At 42.8% G+C, this 22488-nt stretch carries 20 protein-coding genes; 10 read left to right on the forward strand and 10 right to left on the reverse strand.

The annotated features are described in order from the left end of the window. Positions 1-38 precede the first annotated feature (38 nt). Both I6E83_RS10565 and topA read left to right on the forward strand, forming a co-directional pair. Positions 39-632, forward strand: coding sequence for a hypothetical protein (locus I6E83_RS10565; RefSeq protein WP_110923170.1), 594 nt, complete (start codon positions 39-41; stop codon positions 630-632). A gap of 307 nt (positions 633-939) precedes the next feature. Continuing rightward, the gene (topA, locus tag I6E83_RS10570) at positions 940-3597 is read left to right on the forward strand and encodes a type I DNA topoisomerase (RefSeq protein ID WP_110923169.1); all 2658 of its coding nucleotides are present in this window, start codon (positions 940-942) and stop codon (positions 3595-3597) included. Positions 3598-3681: 84 nt separating this feature from the next. Here topA and I6E83_RS10575 read toward each other — a convergent pair whose 3' ends face one another. Together I6E83_RS10575 and lon are read right to left on the reverse strand one after the other, a co-directional pair. Beyond that, a complete protein-coding gene (locus I6E83_RS10575) occupies positions 3682-4239 on the reverse strand; it encodes a superoxide dismutase family protein (protein ID WP_110923168.1) in 558 nt (185 codons plus the stop codon). A gap of 367 nt (positions 4240-4606) precedes the next feature. After that, positions 4607-7252 carry an endopeptidase La gene (gene lon / locus I6E83_RS10580; protein ID WP_227680911.1) on the reverse strand — a complete coding sequence of 882 codons (2646 nt, stop codon included), beginning with the start codon at positions 7250-7252 and terminating at the stop codon, positions 4607-4609. Between the two features lie 469 nt (positions 7253-7721). On the opposite strand from lon, the gene I6E83_RS10585 reads away from it, so the two are divergent. Beyond that, positions 7722-9083: a Na+/H+ antiporter family protein gene (locus tag I6E83_RS10585; protein WP_197101782.1), complete on the forward strand. Its 1362-nt coding sequence runs from the start codon at positions 7722-7724 to the stop codon at positions 9081-9083. Between the two features lie 100 nt (positions 9084-9183). Here I6E83_RS10585 and I6E83_RS10590 read toward each other — a convergent pair whose 3' ends face one another. The 4 genes from I6E83_RS10590 to I6E83_RS10605 form a co-directional block, all read right to left on the reverse strand. Continuing rightward, on the reverse strand, positions 9184-9624 hold the full coding sequence (locus I6E83_RS10590; protein ID WP_197101784.1) for a hypothetical protein: 441 nt from the start codon (positions 9622-9624) through the stop codon (positions 9184-9186). Between the two features lie 164 nt (positions 9625-9788). Further along, complete coding sequence (locus I6E83_RS10595) at positions 9789-10265, reverse strand: hypothetical protein (protein WP_197101785.1); 477 nt, start codon at positions 10263-10265, stop codon at positions 9789-9791. A 9-nt stretch (positions 10266-10274) separates the two neighbouring features. Beyond that, positions 10275-10511 carry a hypothetical protein gene (locus tag I6E83_RS10600; RefSeq protein ID WP_197101787.1) on the reverse strand — a complete coding sequence of 79 codons (237 nt, stop codon included), beginning with the start codon at positions 10509-10511 and terminating at the stop codon, positions 10275-10277. Further along, positions 10511-11161: a 5-formyltetrahydrofolate cyclo-ligase gene (locus I6E83_RS10605; RefSeq protein ID WP_227680912.1), complete on the reverse strand. Its 651-nt coding sequence runs from the start codon at positions 11159-11161 to the stop codon at positions 10511-10513. Before I6E83_RS10605 ends, I6E83_RS10600 begins: the two co-directional genes overlap by 1 nt. Before the next feature lie 198 nt (positions 11162-11359). Here I6E83_RS10605 and fumC point away from each other — a divergent pair, with 198 nt between their 5' ends. The 5 genes from fumC (at position 11360) to I6E83_RS10630 (ending at position 15445) form a co-directional block, all read left to right on the forward strand. Further along, positions 11360-12763 (forward strand): class II fumarate hydratase, encoded by a 1404-nt coding sequence (gene fumC / locus I6E83_RS10610; protein ID WP_197101792.1) that lies wholly within the window; start codon positions 11360-11362, stop codon positions 12761-12763. A gap of 163 nt (positions 12764-12926) precedes the next feature. Then, positions 12927-13454 (forward strand): peroxiredoxin, encoded by a 528-nt coding sequence (locus I6E83_RS10615; protein ID WP_020444073.1) that lies wholly within the window; start codon positions 12927-12929, stop codon positions 13452-13454. Positions 13455-13767: 313 nt separating this feature from the next. Continuing rightward, on the forward strand, positions 13768-14136 hold the full coding sequence (locus tag I6E83_RS10620; RefSeq protein WP_227680913.1) for a hypothetical protein: 369 nt from the start codon (positions 13768-13770) through the stop codon (positions 14134-14136). A 276-nt stretch (positions 14137-14412) separates the two neighbouring features. Beyond that, on the forward strand, positions 14413-14802 hold the full coding sequence (locus tag I6E83_RS10625; protein WP_227680914.1) for a hypothetical protein: 390 nt from the start codon (positions 14413-14415) through the stop codon (positions 14800-14802). 205 nt (positions 14803-15007) lie between these two features. Next, positions 15008-15445, forward strand: coding sequence for a hypothetical protein (locus tag I6E83_RS10630; RefSeq protein WP_197101796.1), 438 nt, complete (start codon positions 15008-15010; stop codon positions 15443-15445). 103 nt (positions 15446-15548) lie between these two features. On the opposite strand, the gene I6E83_RS10635 is transcribed toward I6E83_RS10630, so the two are convergent. The 4 genes from I6E83_RS10635 to I6E83_RS10650 form a co-directional block, all read right to left on the reverse strand. Beyond that, positions 15549-16361 carry a MipA/OmpV family protein gene (locus I6E83_RS10635; RefSeq protein ID WP_197101798.1) on the reverse strand — a complete coding sequence of 271 codons (813 nt, stop codon included), beginning with the start codon at positions 16359-16361 and terminating at the stop codon, positions 15549-15551. A 114-nt stretch (positions 16362-16475) separates the two neighbouring features. Then, positions 16476-17456 (reverse strand): rhomboid family intramembrane serine protease, encoded by a 981-nt coding sequence (locus tag I6E83_RS10640; protein WP_197101799.1) that lies wholly within the window; start codon positions 17454-17456, stop codon positions 16476-16478. 136 nt (positions 17457-17592) lie between these two features. Then, positions 17593-18792 carry an alpha-hydroxy acid oxidase gene (locus tag I6E83_RS10645; protein ID WP_197101800.1) on the reverse strand — a complete coding sequence of 400 codons (1200 nt, stop codon included), beginning with the start codon at positions 18790-18792 and terminating at the stop codon, positions 17593-17595. Positions 18793-18830: 38 nt separating this feature from the next. Next, complete coding sequence (locus tag I6E83_RS10650) at positions 18831-19139, reverse strand: glutaredoxin family protein (RefSeq protein ID WP_197101802.1); 309 nt, start codon at positions 19137-19139, stop codon at positions 18831-18833. 207 nt (positions 19140-19346) lie between these two features. Here I6E83_RS10650 and mtgA point away from each other — a divergent pair, with 207 nt between their 5' ends. Continuing rightward, entirely contained in the window at positions 19347-20024 is a 678-nt protein-coding gene (gene mtgA / locus I6E83_RS10655; RefSeq protein ID WP_197101804.1) for a monofunctional biosynthetic peptidoglycan transglycosylase, read from the forward strand. A gap of 103 nt (positions 20025-20127) precedes the next feature. Further along, on the forward strand, positions 20128-22302 hold the full coding sequence (gene ppk1 / locus I6E83_RS10660; protein WP_413787063.1) for a polyphosphate kinase 1: 2175 nt from the start codon (positions 20128-20130) through the stop codon (positions 22300-22302). Positions 22303-22488 lie beyond the last annotated feature (186 nt).

The raw sequence follows: 22488 nt of genomic DNA on the forward strand, positions 1-22488 counted from the left end.
ATAGTATTACTTTAATTCAGTCAAAAGGTCAGACCATCATGGGCATATTTATTGGCGTTCTCATTGTACTATTTGTATTAGGGAGTATGATGGCGCTCAAACCGAACGGTATCGATCAGCGCTTGGATAGACTGCGCATGACGGCGCGTCGGTTACAGCTCAATCCAAAACTGGTTGCTTGTCCTGATTGGATTAAAGGCAAAGACAACGAGTATGGCCGTGGCATGATGGGTCAATATTGCTTGGTGCTAGATGACACGCAATTGCCGCATACACGTTATCAAGTGATTGATGGTCAGTGGCGTCCAGATAGTAGTTTTGTCGATACGACGAGAGATACGACCAAACTCACTATTCCAAGTGCCATTCGTTCCAATTATGGTCATGCGGATACCACGGTCAAAAAAACCAATTTTAGCTTGGATAAAGTACCACTCGATTTGCCAGTCAGTATTGAGCCGTTTATAAAAGGCTTATGGACCAAAGCCAATAGCATTATTATTTATTGGGAAGATATCGCTTATGTACGTCCATTAAGCAATCCTGCTTATCATCACTCATTGATTGAAAAAGACCTGCTAGCGTTAAAAGAAAATTTGGAAAAATGGGCTATAGAAGTACAGAAAACTTAAGCAGGGTAGTAAATGATTTTTTAATCTCCATTAATAACCAATATGCAAGCGCTTTTGATAGACTCCCAGTCATTTTCAGTTGACAGTTTAGCGCTTAGCAGTGTAACGTCTTTATAACTATATCTTTATATTATGGTTATTGTTTGTTTTATAACTGTTTTTATGAGTAACTATCAGCGCCATGGTCGAATGTTTAATGCGCCTCAATACAATAATTCGCTGAGCTATTATAACCAATTATTATAAATTGCCATGCCGCTGAATTTATTCTTACTTTTAATTTACTTATATTATGGTGTCGTAAAATATGGCAAAAACCGCAGCCAAAAAAAGTACAGCAACTACTGCTGACAGCCCAAAGGGTAAGTCTTTGGTGATCGTAGAATCACCAGCCAAGGCGAAAACTATTAATAAATACCTTGGTGATGACTTTATTGTACGCTCAAGTATTGGTCACGTTCGTGATTTACCAGTTGGTGCGAGCAAGAGCGCCAAAAAAGCAGCAACGACCAAAAAAGATGAGAGCCTAAGCAAAGAAGAAAAAACCCAGCAAGCCCTAGTAAGGCGCATGGGCGTAGACCCAGAGCACGATTGGGCAGCAGTCTATGAAGTATTGCCAAACAAAACCAAAGTCATCAAAGAGCTAAAAGCGCTAGCCAAAGACGCTGACAAAATCTATCTCGCAACGGATATGGATAGAGAAGGGGAAGCAATCGCTTGGCATCTAAAAGAAGTCATTGGCGGTGCTGATAGTAAGTATGAGCGTGTGGTCTTTAACGAGATTACCAAATCTGCTATCCAAAATGCCTTCAAACAACCATCCAAGCTTGATATTGACCGCGTCAATGCTCAACAGGCACGGCGCTTTCTGGATCGTGTGGTTGGTTTTATGGTATCGCCACTATTGTGGCAAAAAATTGCGCGCGGTCTGTCAGCAGGTCGTGTACAGTCAGTCGCCATGCGTTTGGTAGTTGAGCGTGAGCATGAGATTCGCGCTTTTATTCCAGAAGAGTACTGGCAGATTCATGCAGACACGCATATTGCCAATAGTAAAAAAGACGCTGAGCAAATTGGTATACGCCTAGAAGCGACCAAGCAAGGTGGCAAGACGCTTAAGCTGGTGAATAAAGAGCAGACTGATAAAGTATTAGCTATCCTTAATGCAAATGACTTTATCGTTAAAGAACGTGAAGAAAAACCAACACAGTCACGTCCTAGTGCACCATTTATCACCTCAACATTGCAACAAGCCGCCAGTACGCGATTAGGATTTTCAGTTAAGAAAACCATGATTTTGGCGCAGCGCTTATATGAAGCTGGTCATATCACCTATATGCGTACCGATTCGACCTTTTTGTCTGGTGATGCACTAGCGGCGGTACGTGGTTATATCGAAGACAGCTATGGCGCAAAGTATGTGCCAGAAAAGCCAAACTTTTATGGTAATAAACAAGGCGCACAAGAGGCGCATGAGGCCGTTCGACCTTCTAACGTCAATATGAAGTCTATTCAGCTTAAAGGGGTTGAGCGTGATGCAATACGCCTATATGAGCTGATTTGGCGTCAGTTTGTGGCTTGCCAGATGCTACCAGCAAAATACCTGTCAGTGAACTTGTTTGTTGGTGCTGATGATGTTGAGCTAAAAGCCCGTGGTCGTACCATGGTGTTTGACGGCTATACCAAAGTATTGCCACCAGCCAAGACCGATGACACGCTATTACCTGATGTCAAAAAAGGCGATAAGCTAACGCTAGATAAGCTAGATCCGAGTCAGCACTTTACCAAGCCTGCACCTCGTTTCACCGAAGCCAGTCTCGTCAAAGAGCTTGAGAAAAAAGGTATCGGTCGTCCATCGACGTATGCTTCTATCATCTCGACCATTCAAGATCGCGGTTATGTGAAGCTTGAGAATAAGCGTTTATTCGCCGAAAAAATGGGCGATATCGTTACTGACAGACTGACAGCAAGTTTTCCAGATTTGATGGATTATACGTTTACGGCCGCATTAGAAGACAAGCTTGATCACGTGGCAGAAGGTGAGCAAGACTGGAAAGACGTACTTGATAATTTCTACGGCGAGTTCAAAACGACTCTGGATCGTGCTAAAGAAAAAGACGGCATGCGTCCAAATGATCCGACCGACGTACCAGACGTCCATTGCGATATTTGTGACCGTCCAATGCAGCTGCGTACTGGCTCTACAGGTGTATTTTTAGGCTGTACTGGTTATAATTTACCACCGAAAGAGCGCTGTAAAGGCACTAAAAACTTAATGCCAGTCGAAGCTTTCGCCAATCTCGATGATGCCGAAGGTGAAGAAGACGAAGCGGCCGAAGTCAAAGATTTGATGGAGAAAAAACGCTGTCCGAAATGTGGCACAGCGATGAACGGCTATATCGTGGATGGTGGTCTCAAGCTGCACATCTGCGGTAACAACCCTGATTGCGACGGCTATATTCTAGAAGAAGGCAAGTTCGAAGTACCGGGTTCAGATGCCCCTACCATCGATTGTAATAAATGTGATGGACAGATGGAGCTGAAGACGGGACGTTTTGGTCCTTACTTCGCTTGTCAGAAATGTGACAATACGCGTAAAGTACTAAAAACAGGTGAAGCAGCACCACCGCGTATGGATCCGATTCACTTACCAGAGCTGAAATCGGTCAAGCATGAAGACTATTTCATCTTGCGTGAAGGCGCGGCTGGAATGTTCTTAGCAGCGTCTAAGTTCCCGAAAGTAAGGGAGACACGTGCACCTAAGCTCGCTGAACTAAGAGAAATCAAAGATAAGATGGAAGATAAGTTCCAGTATCTATTCGAAGGCCCAGACGAAGATCCTGAGGGTAACGCAACGATTCTACGTTGGTCACGTAAGAAAAAAGAGCAGTATATCGGCTCTGAGAAAAACGGCAAAGCCACCCGTTGGGGTGTGTACTGGCGTAAAGGCGAGTGGGTAGAAGAATAAATGTTTTTCTATCGATAATAAAAAAACCCTCTTAGATTCTAAGAGGGTTTTTTTGATATCAATAATAGCCAAGCTCAGACACTATTAATTCTTTTCGATGATACCGCAAGCGACGCGGTCACCTGCGTTACCCGCTGGCTGACTGGTATAGTCATCGGTGCCACCATGAACGATAAAGGCTAGACGATTAACACTATATTTACCCGCTTCATTAGCAGATATTTTCTTATTTATATAGTTGATGGTCGCAACGCCATTTTCATTGGCGGTTAGGTTAGGTAGGTCGCCAGCATGACCATTCATATCGTCTGGGTTAGAGTGTGGCTTGTTGTCCGGATTGAAATGACCACCTGCCGCTTTACCCATATCGGCACAGCTGCCTGTTTCATGGATATGTAGCGCCACTGTCTGACCTGGCTTTAGGTTCATCAGCTTACCGTATACTTGTACGCCGTCATCAACTGGGCGTAAGAATACTTGACCAACTTCTTTTTTATCACCACTTACAGTGTGTATGGTTGATTTTAAAGTAGGTTGGCTCAAAGGGTTACCTGTTTGCATTTGGCCCTCTACTGTTTGGCAACCAGTCATCGCTAAAGCTGAACCACATAATAGAGTACTTGCAAGCATCATTTTATTCATTATTTTCTCCAATTGTTTTAGTCATTATTTTTAGTCGTCATTAAATTTCGAATATCTATGGTTATTGTTCTATTAAGACTCGTATCAATATTCGTTAACATCGGAGTTAGTATAGCCAAGGTAACCCTATAGTTATTCATCAAATGCGCAACAATCAGTTAATAAATGTAAGTATCGTATGGGTTTGAAAAACAGACTTAGCTAAATATTTTTTGAGATTAAACGAATTTAGATATATAAGCAGTACATTATTGAATAATAATTGAATGTTCCAAGAATAAATAATGAACATACATAAAAAAGCCGCCCATCATATGATGAGCGGCTTTTTAGAATCTGTCAGATTGAGCTAATAACAGAACACTTATTAACTGTGCAATGCTTTACCTTTAGTTTTATCGACCGTTACTTTAGCAGGCTTGATTGGAACTGGCATGCTCACCAAAGCAACCTTTAATATCTCTTCAATCGTTGCGACTGGCTGAATGGTTAAGCCTTCTTTCACGTTATCAGGGATATCCGCCAAATCACGCTCATTGGTCGCTGGAATCAATACGTGCTTGATACCACCGCGATGTGCTGCAAGTAGTTTTTCTTTCAGACCGCCGATACGTAGGATTTTACCACGTAAGGTAATCTCACCTGTCATTGCAATATCTGGACGAATGGCGATGCCTGTCAAGGCAGATACTAGTGCTGTCGTCAGTGCACCACCAGCTGATGGGCCATCTTTCGGCGTGGCGCCTTCAGGCATATGCACATGGACGTCTGTTGTTTTAAATGTCTCATAGTCAATGCCTAAGCTTTCACCGCGAGCACGAACCACACTCATAGCCGCGCGAATCGACTCTTTCATGACATCGCCGAGCGAACCCGTAAAGCTAAGCTCGCCTTTACCTTTCATGGCGACTGCTTCGATAGTGAGTAGCTCACCACCGACTTGCGTCCATGCCAAACCAGTAATACGACCAATCTCAGGCTCTTCTTCAGCCAGACCATAGTCATATTGATGGACACCAAGATAATCATCGATGTTTTTGTCATCGACCACGATTAGCTGACGTTCTGCTTTTTTAGGAGCACGAGCGCCATGTGTCTCAACTGAACCGCGAACGACTTTGCGACAGATTTTATTCACTTCGCGCTCAAGGTTACGCACACCTGCTTCACGCGTGTAACTGCGAACGATGCTGTGCAGCGCCGCTTCGACAATCTCAATCTCACCCTCTTTGAGACCATTATTCTTAATCGCTTTTGGCACCAGATACTTCTGTGCGATATTTACTTTTTCTTCTTCGGTATAACCTGGCAGACGAATAACTTCCATCCGATCAAGAAGTGCCGCTGGAATATCCATGCTGTTTGCCGTACAGATAAACATCACTTGCGACAAGTCTAAGTCCATATCCAAATAATGGTCGTTAAACGTATCGTTCTGTGAGGGATCTAACACTTCAAGCAATGCTGATGCTGGATCACCGCGGAAATCTTGCGCCATCTTATCGATTTCATCCAATAAGAATAGCGGGTTTTTGACTTCGACTTTGGCCAGTGACTGAACGATTTTACCTGGCATCGCACCGATATAGGTACGGCGATGACCACGAATTTCCGCTTCATCACGCACGCCGCCAAGCGCCATACGCACAAACTTACGACCCGTGGCACGTGCAATCGACTCACCCAATGAGGTTTTACCAACACCAGGAGGACCGACGAGACATAGAATCGGGCCACGAAGTTTTTTCACACGTGATTGCACGGCGAGATATTCTAAGATGCGGTCTTTTACATCTTGCAGGCCATAATGATCTTCGTCTAATACGGTTTTGGCTTTGTCTAAATTGATAGATACTTTGGTCGTCGCATTCCACGGCGTGTCCAAAATCCATTCAATATAGTTGCGTACGACTGACGATTCACTCGATGCAGGTGGCATCATCTTGAGCTTCTTAAACTCTTGCTCCGCTTTTTTGCGGACATCTTCTGGCAAGTCAGCATCTTCTAAGCGCTGCTCAAGCTCAGCGACATCATCATCACCATCGAATGCGCCGTCATTCATATCTGACAGCTCATTTTTGATGGCTTTCATTTTTTCGTTTAAGAAGTACTCGCGCTGATTCTCTTCCATTTGCTGACGGACAGCTTCTTGGATATCTTGCTCGATATTTTGCTCAGCACTTTGTTTGACCAAGTATTCAGTTAAGGTATTTATATGCGTTTTGATATCGTCTTTTTCTAAGAACGACTGTTTGATATCAAGATCCATCGACACACGAGTTGAGATGAAGTAGACCAACTCAAGTAGGTCATCGATGCGTTTGGCCACGCGCGTTAGCTCACGGGCATTACGCAGACGTGCATCAGCATAGCTTTCAAACAATGTAGTCAGCGCTTGAATGGTGTTCTTTTGCTGACTCTCATCCATACTGACATCGAGGTCAGCACGCTCAAATCTCGCCATCAATAACGTGTCGTGGTCTTCTATGTTGTCAACGCGCGCACGATACTGACCTTCGATTAATACCTTGATGCAATTTTCATCGCTGTCATGCGGCATGGTGCTGACGATGCGGCATACCGTACCGTATTGATATAAGTTGTCTTGATCAATGTCTTCGGTCAGCGAGTCTTTTTGCGCCACGACCAGTACTTTATTACCGTACTCAGCCTGTGCCAGCTCAACGGCTTTGACCGATGGCGCACGGCCTACGAACAAGGCAATTTGCATATGTGGATAGACGACCACATCTCTCAATGCCAATAAAGGTAAGTATGTATCGTCTTCAACGCTGTCTTTAGCATTGTCGTCTTCACTAGTACTGTCTTCGCTATCGTCGTCTTTGGCAGTATCTTCGTCTTGTGTAATATCTTCGATACTGTCAGACGCTGTCTCTAACTCGCTTTCTGACGCATGACTAGACAAGGTGTCTGGCTGGTTATCATCAGCAACAGTAGATGAAACGTCGATATCTATATCGATATTGTCTTGGGCTATTTTATGTTCACTCATATATTTTTCCTCGTTCACCAGACTTGTAAAGTCAAGTTCGTGGTTCATGTTTAGATAAATGGTGCTCACAGATAAAATTGCAAGGCTTGTACTCAAACTCACCTGCTTAACTTTGCAAAATATTTATATCTAACTGAATACAGAGCGTCATATGGTTATGAGCTTAATGCGTCACTGGTGAGAGTCAGTATATCGGAAGTAGCCATACAAGAGTCATAGAAAGCAGTCATAACAGATGCTTAGAGAACACTTATAAATAGCATCTATCAAATATCTATTGGGTTCTTCGCATAGGTTTTATAGGCAAAATAAGGTAAACTGTCGCGCGTCTTAAACGGTGTGTTTTAGAGTAGAACGCTTTAGAGACACATTCGAGAAAAAGCATTTTTGAGACGACGGCGATATCCATAAATTATGAGATATCAATAAGTTTACATTGAACCAAAGCAAATAGAATACGAGGCAACACATGGCAATCAATGCGGTACTGCTGGCAGTCATCATCATGTTGGGGCTGTCACTTGCGCGAGTGCACGTGGTGCTCAGTTTATTAATTGGTGCGCTGGCTGGTGGACTAATAGCAGGTCTCGGTATTACTGAGACTTTAGAGGCGTTTCAAGAAGGTATCCGCAATGGTGCAGAGATTGCACTGTCATATGCGTTACTTGGGGCGTTTGCGGTCGCCATTGCTCATTCGGGATTGCCGCAATCACTGGCAGGATCTGTCATCAAGCGCATTGATGCAGGCGGCACCAGTGGCATGATTAAGTACATGCTGTTTGCAGGTCTCATTACCATGAGCTGCTTTAGCCAAAACTTAATCCCTATTCATATCGCCTTTATTCCTTTATTGGTACCGCCACTGTTACTAGCATTCAATCGCATGCACATTGACAGACGTCTGATTGCTTGTTTGATTACCTTTGGTCTGGTCACCACCTATATGTTTATCCCATATGGTTTTGGTGATATCTACCTCAATCAAATCATGCTCAAAAACGTGGGCGAGGCGGGCATTGATGTTAGTGATATCTCTGTCACTAAAGCGATGGCGATACCAGCCTTAGGCATGTTTATTGGTTTGCTGATTGCTGTCTTTATCAGTTATCGTAAGCCACGCGCGTATCAACAAGTTGCCATAGATAAAGAGGCACATGATGCGGTCGTAGAGGGTGATGCGTTGAGCAAAACGGCGGCTGATGCACAGTCGCAAAGCAAGCTAAAGACGCTGGTTGCACTGGCAGCGATTGTGACTGCTTTTGTCGTACAGCTTTATACCGATTCGCTATTACTAGGTTCGATGTTTGGTTTTGGTGTCTTTATGGCCACTGGCGTGGTCAAGTGGCGTGAAGCCGATTCGGTCTTTAATGACGGTATCAAGTTGATGGCGATGATTGGCTTTATTATGATTACGGCGCAAGGGTTTGCGGAAGTCATGAAAGTAACTGAGCAGATTCAGCCATTGGTCGATGGTGCGGCGTCAATGTTTGCGGGTAATAAAGCAATCGCGGCATTTATTATGCTATTGGTTGGTCTCATTGTGACCATGGGTATTGGCTCGTCATTCTCGACGATTCCGATTCTGGCCGCGATTTACGTACCACTATGTATCTCGTTAGGGTTCTCGCCGTTGGCAACCGTTGCGATTATCGGTACGGCTGGCGCGTTGGGCGATGCAGGTTCTCCTGCGTCAGACTCGACTCTTGGGCCAACGTCTGGTCTAAACATCGATGGACAGCATGACCATATCAAAGACAGTGTGGTGCCAACCTTTATTCACTATAATATTCCGTTATTGATATTTGGTTGGATAGCCGCGATGGTGTTGTAAACGTACAGAGTACGGCCTTTAAATAACAGCAGATAAAATAAAACAAGACTTAGAAATAAGTCTTGTTTTATTTTAATAAGAGATACAGAGGTAAGCGTTACTATGAAAGCACAGGCGACTCTTTATAAACTAAACCGCTCTTCATTTCTGTTATGGTTTTAAGTAGAAAGTAGCAGAAAGCTAGCTGAAAAACTGGATCGTAGACATGATCTAGCGCTAAATTACCATGCCTATAGTCTAGGAATGATAGACCAAACAAAAACATGAGTATCCCTGAGAAAACGTAGGATATGTGAATAAGAATACGTGAGAATGGTTTGTCGTTGCGCTGTTTTGTCCGTTGTATTTCCACATAAGTTATGAGTGCGAAAGTATAGACTCCAGCTAGAGTGAAGCCAAAGCTTTTAAGTTCGGCAAGCTCAAAACCACTATAGTCATATATATAAGCAACAGGCGTTAGCAGAAATGATATTACCCAAAGGTAAAAAATAACCTTGAGTGAAGCTGGTGATATAAATTCTTTTTTTGTTTTGCTCTTCATGACGGATGACGCCTACTTGGTAATGATAATTATTTCCAATAATTATAGTTTATAGGTAATTTATAAACAATAGTTTGATATAAAAATAAGTATTTATCCGTTAAAGCATTTCATTATTGATACTTGGTTGGATTGTGATGTTGTAGGGTAACTTGTATTTTTAATTAGGTATGAAATTTCCTATCTTCATTCCTAGGTTCTACGGAATACACAACGTAAAAAGAATGAGCAAGCCTGACAAAAGCAAATAACCGAAAACAGTAGAAAAGATAAGAAAGTCCAAAAACCATAAAGCCTAGTGACGGCGGTGCATGCATTGCCACCATACCGAAGCAAAGTAAAAATAATGTGGTAATAATCAGCATGGTAAAAAACTTCCACTGGCTACGCATGTATACATCGATAGTAACGAGAAAGCTTAAATGAAAAAGCATCGCAACCACCAATATGACGACGAGCTCTATATCATATGAATGCGGCTCAGGAGCATCAAGCATCTGTAGCGCATGAGGGTTTGGCTCAAAGCCTGAAGTAATAATAAGACCGACAAACAAAGCCCATAAAATAGCGAAAAATATTCGTAGTTTCTGAGCTTTAAAGTAGCTAGCGACTGTCCTCATAGAAATTTTTTTTGTGCTCATGTGTCATACCTAATCATCAAAATCTTTAATCTCACCGTTCAAACTACTCAAAAATTCATCGCTTTGGGCCATCAGTTTATTTAGACGCTCTTCATTGACTAGCCTTGTCATCTCCTCAGAGCTAAAGGGTTGTTCTTGACTGTAGTAACGCAGCTCTCTAGCGTCCTCATTGCCTAATGTCTGCAAATACTCATCCACATTATCAGCGCTAGAGTTAGCATGCATCGCTTGTTTATCATTTTTCATCAAAACCACCTTATGCTGCTTGGCGTAATTAAGCCATCTAATGGCACATCCCAAGGCTGCCGCGCTAATTGCTCAACCACTTGAAAGTCATAACACCAGCCAATTTTTAATGGCTTTTTAGCGCCCGACCGATAGCTTTTGCCAAGCGTCGTATCATAGAACCCACCACCCATGCCCATACGGTTGCCGTTTAGGTCGACCGCTACTAGCGGACAGATAATAACATCCAATTCGCGCGCCCAAAGTAGACGGCGATGATGGTTTTGCTTCATACCTAATCGATGTATACGTGTCGGTATGTTGAGTAGTTTTGAATGATAAATAGGTACGAAACGTAGATGTTTATCTTCAAATCCATTGCTAGTACGGCCAAGTGAGCCGACGACTGGTAAGTAAGGAAAATAGCCTAAGCGTTGACACCAGTCCAATATTGGCTGAGTAGGCAGTTCACCAAAGCCATCGTAATATAGTCCAATACGTGCATTCGTTGGCAAGCGCTGCTGTAGCTTAGATAGATGCAAGCTTGCAGACTGAGCAAATTGTCTCCGCGTGCCGTCGCTTAACTGGCGGCGCTGGCGAGTAAAGTGCCGTCTGGGCGGATTGCTAACTGCCGAATCCTCCGCCGCTACGTTTTTTGGTTCAGGATGCATAGTTATACTATCCGATAATTTATTGAGTTGATGGTGACTGGTGCTTTTAGACATTGCTCAAGGCTATTTGTGAATATTCAACACGCCCTAGTCATGCTATCATAACGCCACTTTATATCGTATTCTCCTTTATGTGCAGCAGCTGTTGCATTTTTTACGAAGCAGTCATAAAACAACAAACCATCAAAGAGGGTAGTTATGTCGACACAGAATCAGGCAACTCGTACCGAAAAAGACACCATGGGCAACGTGGAAGTCCCAGCTGACGCTTATTGGGGTGCGCAAACTCAGCGTAGCCGTGAGAACTTTAAAATCGGTGGCGAGACTTTGCCACGTCCGATGATTGAAGCAATGGCACTGGTCAAAAAAGCCGCTGCGATTACTAATGCAAGCCTAGAGCGTATCGAAGATGACAAGCGTGATCTCATCGTGCAAGCCGCTGACGAAATCATCAACGGTGGTCTAACGGATCAGTTCCCATTGGTTGTATGGCAGACGGGTTCTGGTACGCAGTCAAACATGAACATGAATGAAGTATTGGCCAACCGTGCCAATGAAATCGCTGGTTCTGAGCGCGGCAGCTACACGCCAATTCACCCAAATGACCATGTAAACCATGCACAGTCTACCAACGACAGCTTCCCAACGGCGATTCGTGTGGCGGCTGCTCGTCAGATCAATAGCTTATTGATCCCTGCGGTAAAAGCATTGCGTGATACGCTAGCTGCAAAAGCCAAAGAATTCGATAGCATCGTAAAAATCGGTCGTACGCATTTACAAGACGCCACGCCTTTGACGTTAGGTCAAGAGTTCAGCGGCTATGTTAGCCAACTTGATCACTCATTGGTACGTATTGATAATGCGTTGCAAGGTCTATATGAATTGCCATTAGGTGGTACTGCAGTTGGTACGGGTCTAAACGCCCATCCTGATTATGCAGTAAAATCAGCTGAGCAACTAGCGACTTTGACTGGCTTGCCATTCGTTACCTCACCGAACAAATTTGAAGCACTAGCGGCTCGTGATGCAGAAGTGTTTGCGTCAGGCGCACTAAAAACGCTAGCAGCTAGCTTGAACAAAATCGCTAACGATGTACGTTGGTTGGCATCTGGTCCTCGTTGTGGTCTAGGTGAATTGACGATTCCTGAGAACGAGCCAGGCTCTTCTATCATGCCGGGTAAAGTAAACCCAACTCAGTCAGAAGCATTGACGATGGTTGTTGCTCAAGTCATGGGTAACGATGTGACGATCAGCATGGCTGGCGCATCAGGTAACTTTGAGCTAAACGTGTATAAGCCAGTTATCGCGTTTAACTTATTGCAATCTATCAAACTATTGGGTGATGGCTGCAACAGCTTCAATGAAAACTGTGCCGTTGGTATTGAGCCAGTAAAAGATAAAATCGATGACTTCTTGCACAACTCATTGATGCTAGTGACTGCATTGAACCGTCATGTAGGTTATGAGAATGCTGCGAAAATCGCTAAAACTGCTTATAAAGAAAACAAAACGTTGAAGCAAGTTGCGGTTGAGCTAGAGCTATTAACTGAAGCTCAGTTTGATGAGTGGGTAATTCCTACTGATATGGTGAACCCTAAGTAAGCAGTAGACCAAGCAGTAGATCAAGTAGTGACCTGCTACGGCGTCAGACATTGCTTAATGTACGATAAGTACCATTTGCATTCGTTTTTCTGGTAGCAGCGTCATATTTGTTCGACTGAGAATTTAGAAATAAAAAAGACAATAACCTAAATCGGAGTAAACAATGATTACCCATGTACCTGATATGACTTTTAAAACTCGTGTTCGTGATGACTCTATTGGAGGAGACAACCCATTCACATGGTATGATCTAACCACAGATGAGTTATTTGCCAATAAAAAAGTGGTTGTGTTTTCTCTACCAGGTGCGTTTACGCCAACTTGTTCAACCAGCCATCTCCCCCGTTATGAAGCGCTCTATAATGAGTTTAAGGCATTAGGCATAGATGAAATAGTTTGTATTTCTGTCAATGATGCGTTCGTCATGTACCAATGGGGTCTAAAGCAAAACCGTGAAAACGTTTTCTTACTTCCTGATGGTAATGGTGAGTTCACTCGTAAAATGGGCATGCTTGTTGATAAGAGTAATGTTGGCTTTGGTATGCGCTCATGGCGTTATTCGATGGTTGTCGACAATAAAGAAGTTAAAAAAGTGTTTAAGGAAGCTGATTTTGGCGACAACTGCCCAATAGACCCATTTGAAGTATCAGATGCAGACACTATGTTAGCGTATTTAAAAAGTAATGCTTAGATTCCATTGAGAAGTTAGAAATAAAAAAGACCTTGTCACGCTATGTGGCAAGGTCTTTTTTTGCTTTCTGATTTGGCTGTGTTCTTTATTCATCTAAACCAGTAGGATACCACTGCAGTTAGAGCTATATTAGACCCCTTTTATATTTAATAAACTAGACAAGACAACAGTGAATATAATATACAAGTTACGATGACATATTTTTGAGCGAATATAAAATGATAGTAAATCTGCGTGACTATATAAAGCAATACACCAAATCTCAACAAGTTGGCATCTATATAATATTTTTTTAATTTATCTGGGTTTGTTTATGAAAATTTGGGGATTTAATATGATAGCTGATAAGTTAGCGGAAGATCCAAGTAATTTCAAACAAGGATGTATGTATTATGAAAGTACGTTTATAGATAAAAAAATAAATATGAAGATTTTGACTGTATCTATAGATGGCTATAAAAGTGAACACATTCATATTTTTGCGAATAGCTTTCCTAGTAATAAAAACTGGAAAGGGAAAACGTATAAGAGGTTTATTGATTATGCAGAAGCACATCGACGAGACTGCCACCCTGTAGAATACATAGAATTCCCTTTATTGATAGGACGCGAGATTTATATCTACAATTATTTAGGTGATTTTGGTGACACCATGAGTCCCTCCAATATCACCAAAGACTGATACTATGACGATTGTTAAAAATAGAGTATTAAAAAAAAGACCTTGCATAAGTAATCGCTACCCTCTAAAAGTATATTGGGGGAAGTCAGTGAAACGGTACTTTTGCAAGAGGTCTACTAGACAAGATGCCAGTGAATATAGTGTACGAATTACAGCAACATATTTTTAAGCGAATATAAAATGATAGTAAATCTACGTAACTATATAAAGCAATACACCAAATCTCAACAAGTTGGCATCTATATAATATTTTTTTTAATTTATCTGGGTTTGTTTATGAAAATTTGGGGATATCGCTTGATAGCCGACAAGTTAGCGGAGGACCCAAGTAACTTCAAACAAGGATGTATGTATTATGAAAGTACGTTTATTGATAAAAAAATAAATATGAAGATTTTGACTGTATCTATAGATGGCTATAAAGATAAACATATTTCAATCTTTGCGAGAAGTTTTCGTCGAAATCAAAACTGGGAAGGGAAGACATATAAGGGGTTTATTGATTATATGGAAGCACATCGACGAGACTGCCATCCCGTAAAATATATAGAATTTCCTTTACTGATAGGACGCGAGATTTATATTTACAACTATTTAGGTGATTTTGGCAATACCATCCGCTTCTCTAATACCACTAACTCTACTTCCAATATCACTAAGGACTAATACCATGACGATTGTCAAAAATAAAGTATTATAAAAAAAGACCTTACCACATCACGCGACAAGGTTTTTTTATGCTTATGAATTTTTGATGAAGAGGATGCGACAAAAACATAGCTTTTACGCAAAGTAAGGAGTGTTAGATAGGTATATTAGGAGCTATTAGATCAAACAACCATTGCTCCAGTAGAATAGGTAAGGATAACTCATGAGCCTTGATCATACTTGTCCCAACCCTCCAACACTGTCTAAAATAGCTCTGTACGTGTGGCTACTATCTCTATGTTTACCTGCGCTACATTACGATGGTGAAACCTATTTTGGTTATGAGACTTTAGTAATGGGTATTCTATTTGGTTGGGTCGGTTTAGTATTCCAAGCTTATAGTAACCTCACTTTTTTGCTAGCTATATACCTGACGTTTCGCCATAAAAACCCGATTAACCTTGCCGCTTTTACTTTTATGCTTGGGTTATCTACTTTTTTTATCACAACCATAGTAGCAACAGGCGATAAAGGAATTCATGATTCAGAAATCGAACTGAAAGTTTGGGGATTCGGGTGTTGGATTGGCTCATACATATTATTATTCATAAGTACGGTTTGGCGCTTCTATTTAGAGCAAAACTTAAATAAAGTACGATAAAAAAGCCAGCAGAGCGTTTGAGTTTATAACAGCTCGACTTAAACCAAAAAAAGCCGAGCAAAATGCTCAGCTTTTTCACATCAAATCAAATATCTAACCCTAACTAGAACTTATAAAGCAAACCAAGCGTTGTCGCCGCTTCAGTACGTGAGTCGACCATTGGACTATCGTACTGCTCATTTGGGACATAGCTCACGCTTTGATTGGCAAACCCTGCCCAACGATCATTGAAGTCATAGTTGGCACTAATATTAATATACGGGTTCACACTCGAATTAGATTTATAAGCGTCAACGCCTGTTTCCGCTGATTCTTCATCACTGACGCCATAATAGTATTCATTGTAGTCAGCATCATGATACTCAAAACCAATGCTCGGATAGACCGTCAGCTTGCCTTTAGTGATTCTAGCAAGATACGTCAAGCGAGCCGTGTTGCCGCCACTACGATCTAACACATCAGTCCCTATCTGAGCACGGATGCCGCCAACAGACGTACGACGCTGATAGCTCAGACCCGCTTCTGCTGATGATTTGCGTTTATCTAGACCTTGAAGCGCACCATTGGCATCATCAGGATCAAACTCAGAACCAGCGAGTTTGGCATAGGCAGACAACTGATTGACACCATCATTGATCGCGTAGACACCCGCTTGCGCGCCGCGTATATAAAATCTGTTATTGTCATAAAATGCACCTGGTAACACATTTACCTCGGTATCATCTTCCAGATCATAAGCTGATTTGACCGCCATGACGTTGACGCCGACGCTTAGTACAGCATCTTTGTCAGTCGGTAAGTTGTCATTAAAAATCGCAGCGTTAGACAGGCTAGCCACACTGAGTAGCGCAGTAGCGGTTAACGCATTGAACATAGTACGCGTAGAGATATGAGGTAGCGCTGCAAGTGTAAACATAAGAGAATCTCGTAAAGGAGTGGTCGTCATAAGATAAAACAATTAGGTAGCAATAAGCGAGTAGGGAAAACCAAACTAAGAAGCCGTTGAGCCATGATAGATAAGTATGGACGTTTACTCAATAGCTTTTAATATTTGTAGTATCTGATAGTGAATATCTTGCCACCACCAGACAAAGCCAATACTGATCAATAACATCGCTAGCCATGGCAATAACTGCCAGATAAACGAGGGTTTGATAGGTGTTTTTGATGGGATGCTGCTGGTATGAGCAGTGTTGATATCTGACCCTGCATCCGTTCCAGTATTACTTTGAGCATAAGTATCATCGCTACGTGAATCGGTCGTATCTAAATCAGTAGCCTGACGAGCTGAGTAACTATCGATGCTAGGCGGTTGATTGATGTAGGTCGTTTGATAACGGTGTAAATTTTGGTTTTGATAGATAGCCGCGTTTTGTAGCGTAACAGCCAAACGCTGACGGTAAGCAATCGCGAAAGACAGTGCGATGATTAGTCCGGTAATAGCACCACCGATATGACCCGCGTTATCTATACCCGGTACGGCAAAACCATAAACCAAGTTAATGCCCATGATAAATATCAAGCTTTTGAGATTGAGCACCATGCCATTCACTGATATTTTAAACAGTGCAGCGATTAATAATGCCGCGCCAATACCCATAATACCACCAGAGGCACCAGCCGACAGTCCAGGCTGTCCCGTACCATCCAAAAGACTCTGCCATGTCACATAACTATTGAGTAAATTGCCACCGATTGCGGACAATAAAAACAATGCCAAAAACTTGGCTGAACCAAACATCGGCTCGGCAACTTGCCCAAAGAAATACATGGCAAAGCCATTAAACAACAAATGCATCAAGCCAATATGCAAAAATGCACTGCTCACCAGCCGCCATGGTTGTTCTTGCATGGTGTAAGGCAACGCATTCGCGCCCCATTTTAGCAAGGCCTCAGTGGAGGGATTATTGGCATCGACGCCTGTCAGCACTTGCACAATAAATAAGCCAATAAAGCTGACTAACAATAACGTGGTGACGGGCGCTGTTTTGAATAACTGTTGAATGGTCATAAAAGCTAACTATTAATGAAAGGTTGTGAGTAGAGTATAAAGGGTATGGTCAGATAATGTTATGCATCAACCTGCCAGCGCGTTTTAAAGCTTGGCAAGTGAATGACTGACAGTTTTAGTGATAAAGATGGTGTTTCTAATAATTAGGAATTTTGAGGTTTTCATAAGTGCCTTTTACCAAGATATCATCTGTGACGTTATTGATATCGGTATGACCACAGAACGCCATACTAATATCACATTCGTTATAGATGAGCTCAAGTGCACGGCGTACGCCCTCTTCACCATAAGCACCAAGCCCGTACAAGAATGCTCGTCCAATCATTGTGCCTTTTGCACCAAGCGATATAGCCTTTAATACATCTTGACCAGAGCGAATGCCACTGTCTAACCAGACCTCTATATCGCTATTTTCGGCATGGACAGCTTGCACGATGTCAGACAGCGCAGAGATGGAAGACAGCGCACCATCCAATTGACGGCCTCCGTGATTGGAGACGACCAGTGCATCAGCGCCACTACGAGCGGCCATGATGGCATCTTCAGGTTCCATGATGCCTTTTATAATGAGCTTGCCACCCCATGCATCTTTGATACGGGCGACATCGTCCCAGCTCAGCCGCGGATCAAACTGCTCTTCTGTCCAAGCGGTTAGTGAGGACAGATCGTCTACGCCTTTTGCATGACCAACGATATTGCCAAAGCTGTGACGTTTGGTGCCGAGCATATTTTTACACCATTGCGGTTTGGTCATGAGATTGACGATATTGGCAAAAGTTGGTCTAGGCGGTGCGGACAAACCGTTTTTAATATCTTTATGACGTTGTCCAAGTACTTGTAAATCAGCAGTCAGAATCAGTGCTGAGCAGTTAGCATCTTTCGCCCGCTGAATCAGATTAGCGACGTAGTCTTGATCGCGCATTACATATAACTGAAACCAAAACGGCGCACTGGTGTTTTCAGCGACGTCCTCGATTGAGCAGATACTCATGGTTGAGAGTGAGAAGGGCACGCCGAATTTTTCAGCAGCCTGTGCGGCCTTAATTTCACCGTCTGCCCACATCATACCGGTAAACCCTGTTGGAGCAATGGCGACTGGCATCTTGACGGATTCGCCAATCATTTGTGTGGCCAGACTGCGGTTGTCCATATCGACCAAGACCCGCTGGCGTAACTTGATACGGTCAAAGTCGGTTTCATTACTACGATAAGTGGTTTCGGTCCATGAGCCTGAATCGACATAATCATAAAACATACGTGGTACTTTGCGTTCGGCGATTCGGCGCAAGTCTTCGATTTCAGTAATCTTTTTTAAAATAGGCTTTAGATCTTTCATGGCGTTCCCACTATCTGGTTTTTATGACTGTTTTAATATTATTGACTGAGTAGTTGCTGTAAGTCCAGTACCGAAAACGGATAATTTAATCGCTTTGACGGCGTCAAGATAACAGGAATCGTGGTGGCAAATTCCATCATCAGGGATTCATCAAAATCAGCGATATCGACATCATGATAGGTAACGGGCTGTACTGCTTGAAACTGTGTCAGCAGTTGCGCGGCGACATCACATAGATGACAGCCAGACGTGCCTAGCAACCACCATTTATCCTGATAGGCATTAAGGCTAGGGGACTTTTCAATGATCCGTGCTCGTAGTTCTTTTATATTATTATCATCGTACATAGTTGTTCTCTTGTTTTAATACTTGTCACAAAAAGCTTGTCTTAGAATTTTAGTCAAAAATTAACATAGTGTTTCACTGTTATGACATGATAAAGAAGTAGGGTAAATAATGACAGCGATTGTGAGATTAGGTAAGATGACCTGCTGCTTTTCATTACTGACTTATTACTTCATCTTATTACCTTTTTTAACATTTGGATATCGCGCATGGCAAGTTTTGGCAAATTTCTCAAACGACTATTATTGGTATTGATACTGTTAGTCGTGGCATTTCACGTGCTAGTCGCTGGACTGCTGTTAATTTGGAAAACGCAGCCGATCAATAACAGTATGTTTATGTTGTCGCATCGCCTAACGGGTGGCACGGTCACTCAGACGTGGGCTAATTATGATGCCATTGCAAAATCTGCCAAACAAGCGGCGATAGTAAGTGAGGACTCGACGTTCAGCCAACATAGTGGTTTTGATTTCAAAGGTATTAAAGCTGCACGTAAGAAAAATGAAGAGACAGGTAAGGCGTCTGCTGGCGGCTCAACGATTACTCAGCAGCTCGCAAAAAACTTATTTTTGACCTCGCATCGCTCGTACGCGCGTAAAGGCGAAGAAGCTATAATTACCGTGATGATTGAGACGCTATGGGACAAGCAGCGTATCTTGGCTGCGTATCTCAATGTGGCAGAGTTTGGTAATGGTATTTATGGTATCGACGCGGCAGCGCATCATTATTTTGATAAGTCGGCTGCCAACCTCAACCGTGATGAGTCAGCTTTGCTTATTTCTATGTTGACCAACCCAAAATATTACGAAGACAATCAAGGCGATAGACGATTACGTAACAAACAGAGCATCGTTAAAAAGCGTATGAAAAACGCAGTGTTACCATAGTCGCCCGAGTTTAATGACCCTATAACAGATGATGGCGTATCGATACAGTAAAAGGACTAATGACGTGTTAGATGTGAATAAAGAGCAAAGTAGTGATAGCAATGTGAATGACGTTGTGGCTGTTGATAATAAAACCCATACAGAGGGTAACCATGAGAATTTGACCACAGTGGCATGGCAGCGTTCAGAAGACGGTAGCTACTCGCCGAGCAGCTATATTAATCGTGACCTGTCTTTATTGCAGTTTCATTTACGTGTATTAGCGCAGGCGGCCAGTCCCCGCCATCCGCTACTTGAGCGCCTATTTTTCTTGATTATTTTCTCATCAAACATCGATGAGTTTTTTGAGATTCGGGTCGCAGGCCTGATGCAAAAGCTCAATATCGGTGATGTCTCGACCAGTGTCCACGGTATGCGCCCTAGTGAGGTACTGAATGAGATATCCACGGTCATGCATGATGCTATCGATGAGCAGTATCGCATTCTTAACGAAGATGTCTTGCCCGCGCTTGCTAAGGAAGACATCCGTTATCTAAAACGCGATGAGCTGAATGCAGAGCAGTCGGCTTGGATGAAGCGCTATTTCACTGAGCAAGTATCGCCAGTGTTGACGCCGATTAGTATTGATCCTGCGCATCCGTTCCCGCGTTTGGTTAATAAAAGCTTAAATTTCATCGCTACCTTAGAAGGCAAAGATGCGTTTGGTCGTGATATCAATCTTGCGATTGTGCCAGCGCCGCGCAGTCTGCCACGTGTGATTCGTCTACCTGATGAATTGACAGGCGGTAAAGAGCATCACGTCATGCTATCTGCCATCATTCATGAGCATATTGGAGAGCTATTCCCTGGTATGAATGTGACAGGGTGTCATCAGTTCAGGCTGACCCGTAATGCCGATTTAGATCTGGCTGATGATGTCGAAGATATTGCCAAAGCGCTAGAGGGTGAGTTAGAAAACCGCCGCTTTGGTGACAAGGTTCGTTTGGAGGTCACCATGGACTGTCCGACGCATATCAGTGATTATCTACTCAATGAGTTTGAGCTACATGATAATCAGCTATATCGTGTCAATGGTCCAGTTAACTTAACACGGTTGCTGTTTGATTTTAATATTCCAGCGCTGCGCTATGAGCCGTTCACTCATGTGATACCGAAAGAGTTCCGCCGTGAGATGGACAAACTGGACAAAGCGACCAGTATGTTTGCCGCGATGCGCAAAAAGGATGTGCTCGTACATCACCCTTTTCATGCATTTTCGCCAATTATCAATTTATTATGGCAAGCCGCCAGTGATCCAAAAGTGCTAGCGATTAAGCAAACGCTATATCGTTCAGGTACCAATTCAGAAATCGTCAAAGCACTTGCCGCTGCTGCCCGTAATGGTAAAGAAGTGACCGCTGTTATCGAGCTGAGAGCGCGTTTCGACGAAGCCTCTAATATTGCCGTTGCTAATTATCTGCAAGAAGCGGGCGCAGTCGTGGTCTATGGTATCGTCGGTTATAAAACCCATGCCAAGCTCATGCTCATCGTTCGCCGTGAGGATGACCGTATCCGCCGTTACGTGCATTTGGGTACAGGTAACTATCATGCTGCCAACGCAAAAGTCTATACCGACTATGGTTTGTTTAGCGCAGATCCTGACATCTCAGAAGACGTCCATAAAATATTCCAAGAGCTGACAGGGATGGGCAAGCCTGCCAATCTCAAAAAGCTACTGCATGCCCCATTTACGCTACATGATAAATTAATACGCTTTATCGATGCTGAAATCGCACATGCAAAAGCAGGCAAGAAGGCTCACATTATCGTGAAAGTTAATGCCCTGACTGAGCGTCGTCTAATTGCTAAGTTGTATGATGCCTCACAAGTAGGCGTCAAAATCGAGCTGATTTTGCGCTCTATATGTTGCTTACGTCCACAAGTAAAAGGTCTGTCTGAAAATATTACTGTACGCTCTGTGATTGGCCGGTTTTTAGAGCACACACGTGTTTATTATTTTTATAACAATGGTGATGAGCGTCTATATTGCGGCAGTGCTGACTGGATGGATCGCAATCTATTCCATCGCGTAGAAGTGGCATTTCCTATTGAAGACAAAAAACTGTTTAAGCAAGTCTATCAAGATGGATTGCTCAGTTACCTAAAAGACAATACTCAAGCTTGGACACTGGATGGCAATGGTGTGTGGACACATCTGCAACCAGTAGCGGGTGAAACGCCGTATATCGCCCAAGAACACCTATTAAAGGTTATCAATGGGGTGGGAGATTCAGTCTAGCGCACTCTTGTAGATATATTTTTGATGTTGTAAATAGTTTTAAACGAGTTAACAAAACCAAGCGCTGGTAAGTACTGGCGCTTGGTTTTTATTTGGGCAAATGATTGACATAAGTTACAAGATACAAGTTACAAACTGTCTTGTAACCTCACATTTATTCACATATTGATACGGCAGTACACTGGT

Source organism: Psychrobacter sp. SZ93C1 (genome assembly GCF_015864635.1).
Taxonomy (GTDB): domain Bacteria; phylum Pseudomonadota; class Gammaproteobacteria; order Pseudomonadales; family Moraxellaceae; genus Psychrobacter; species Psychrobacter fozii.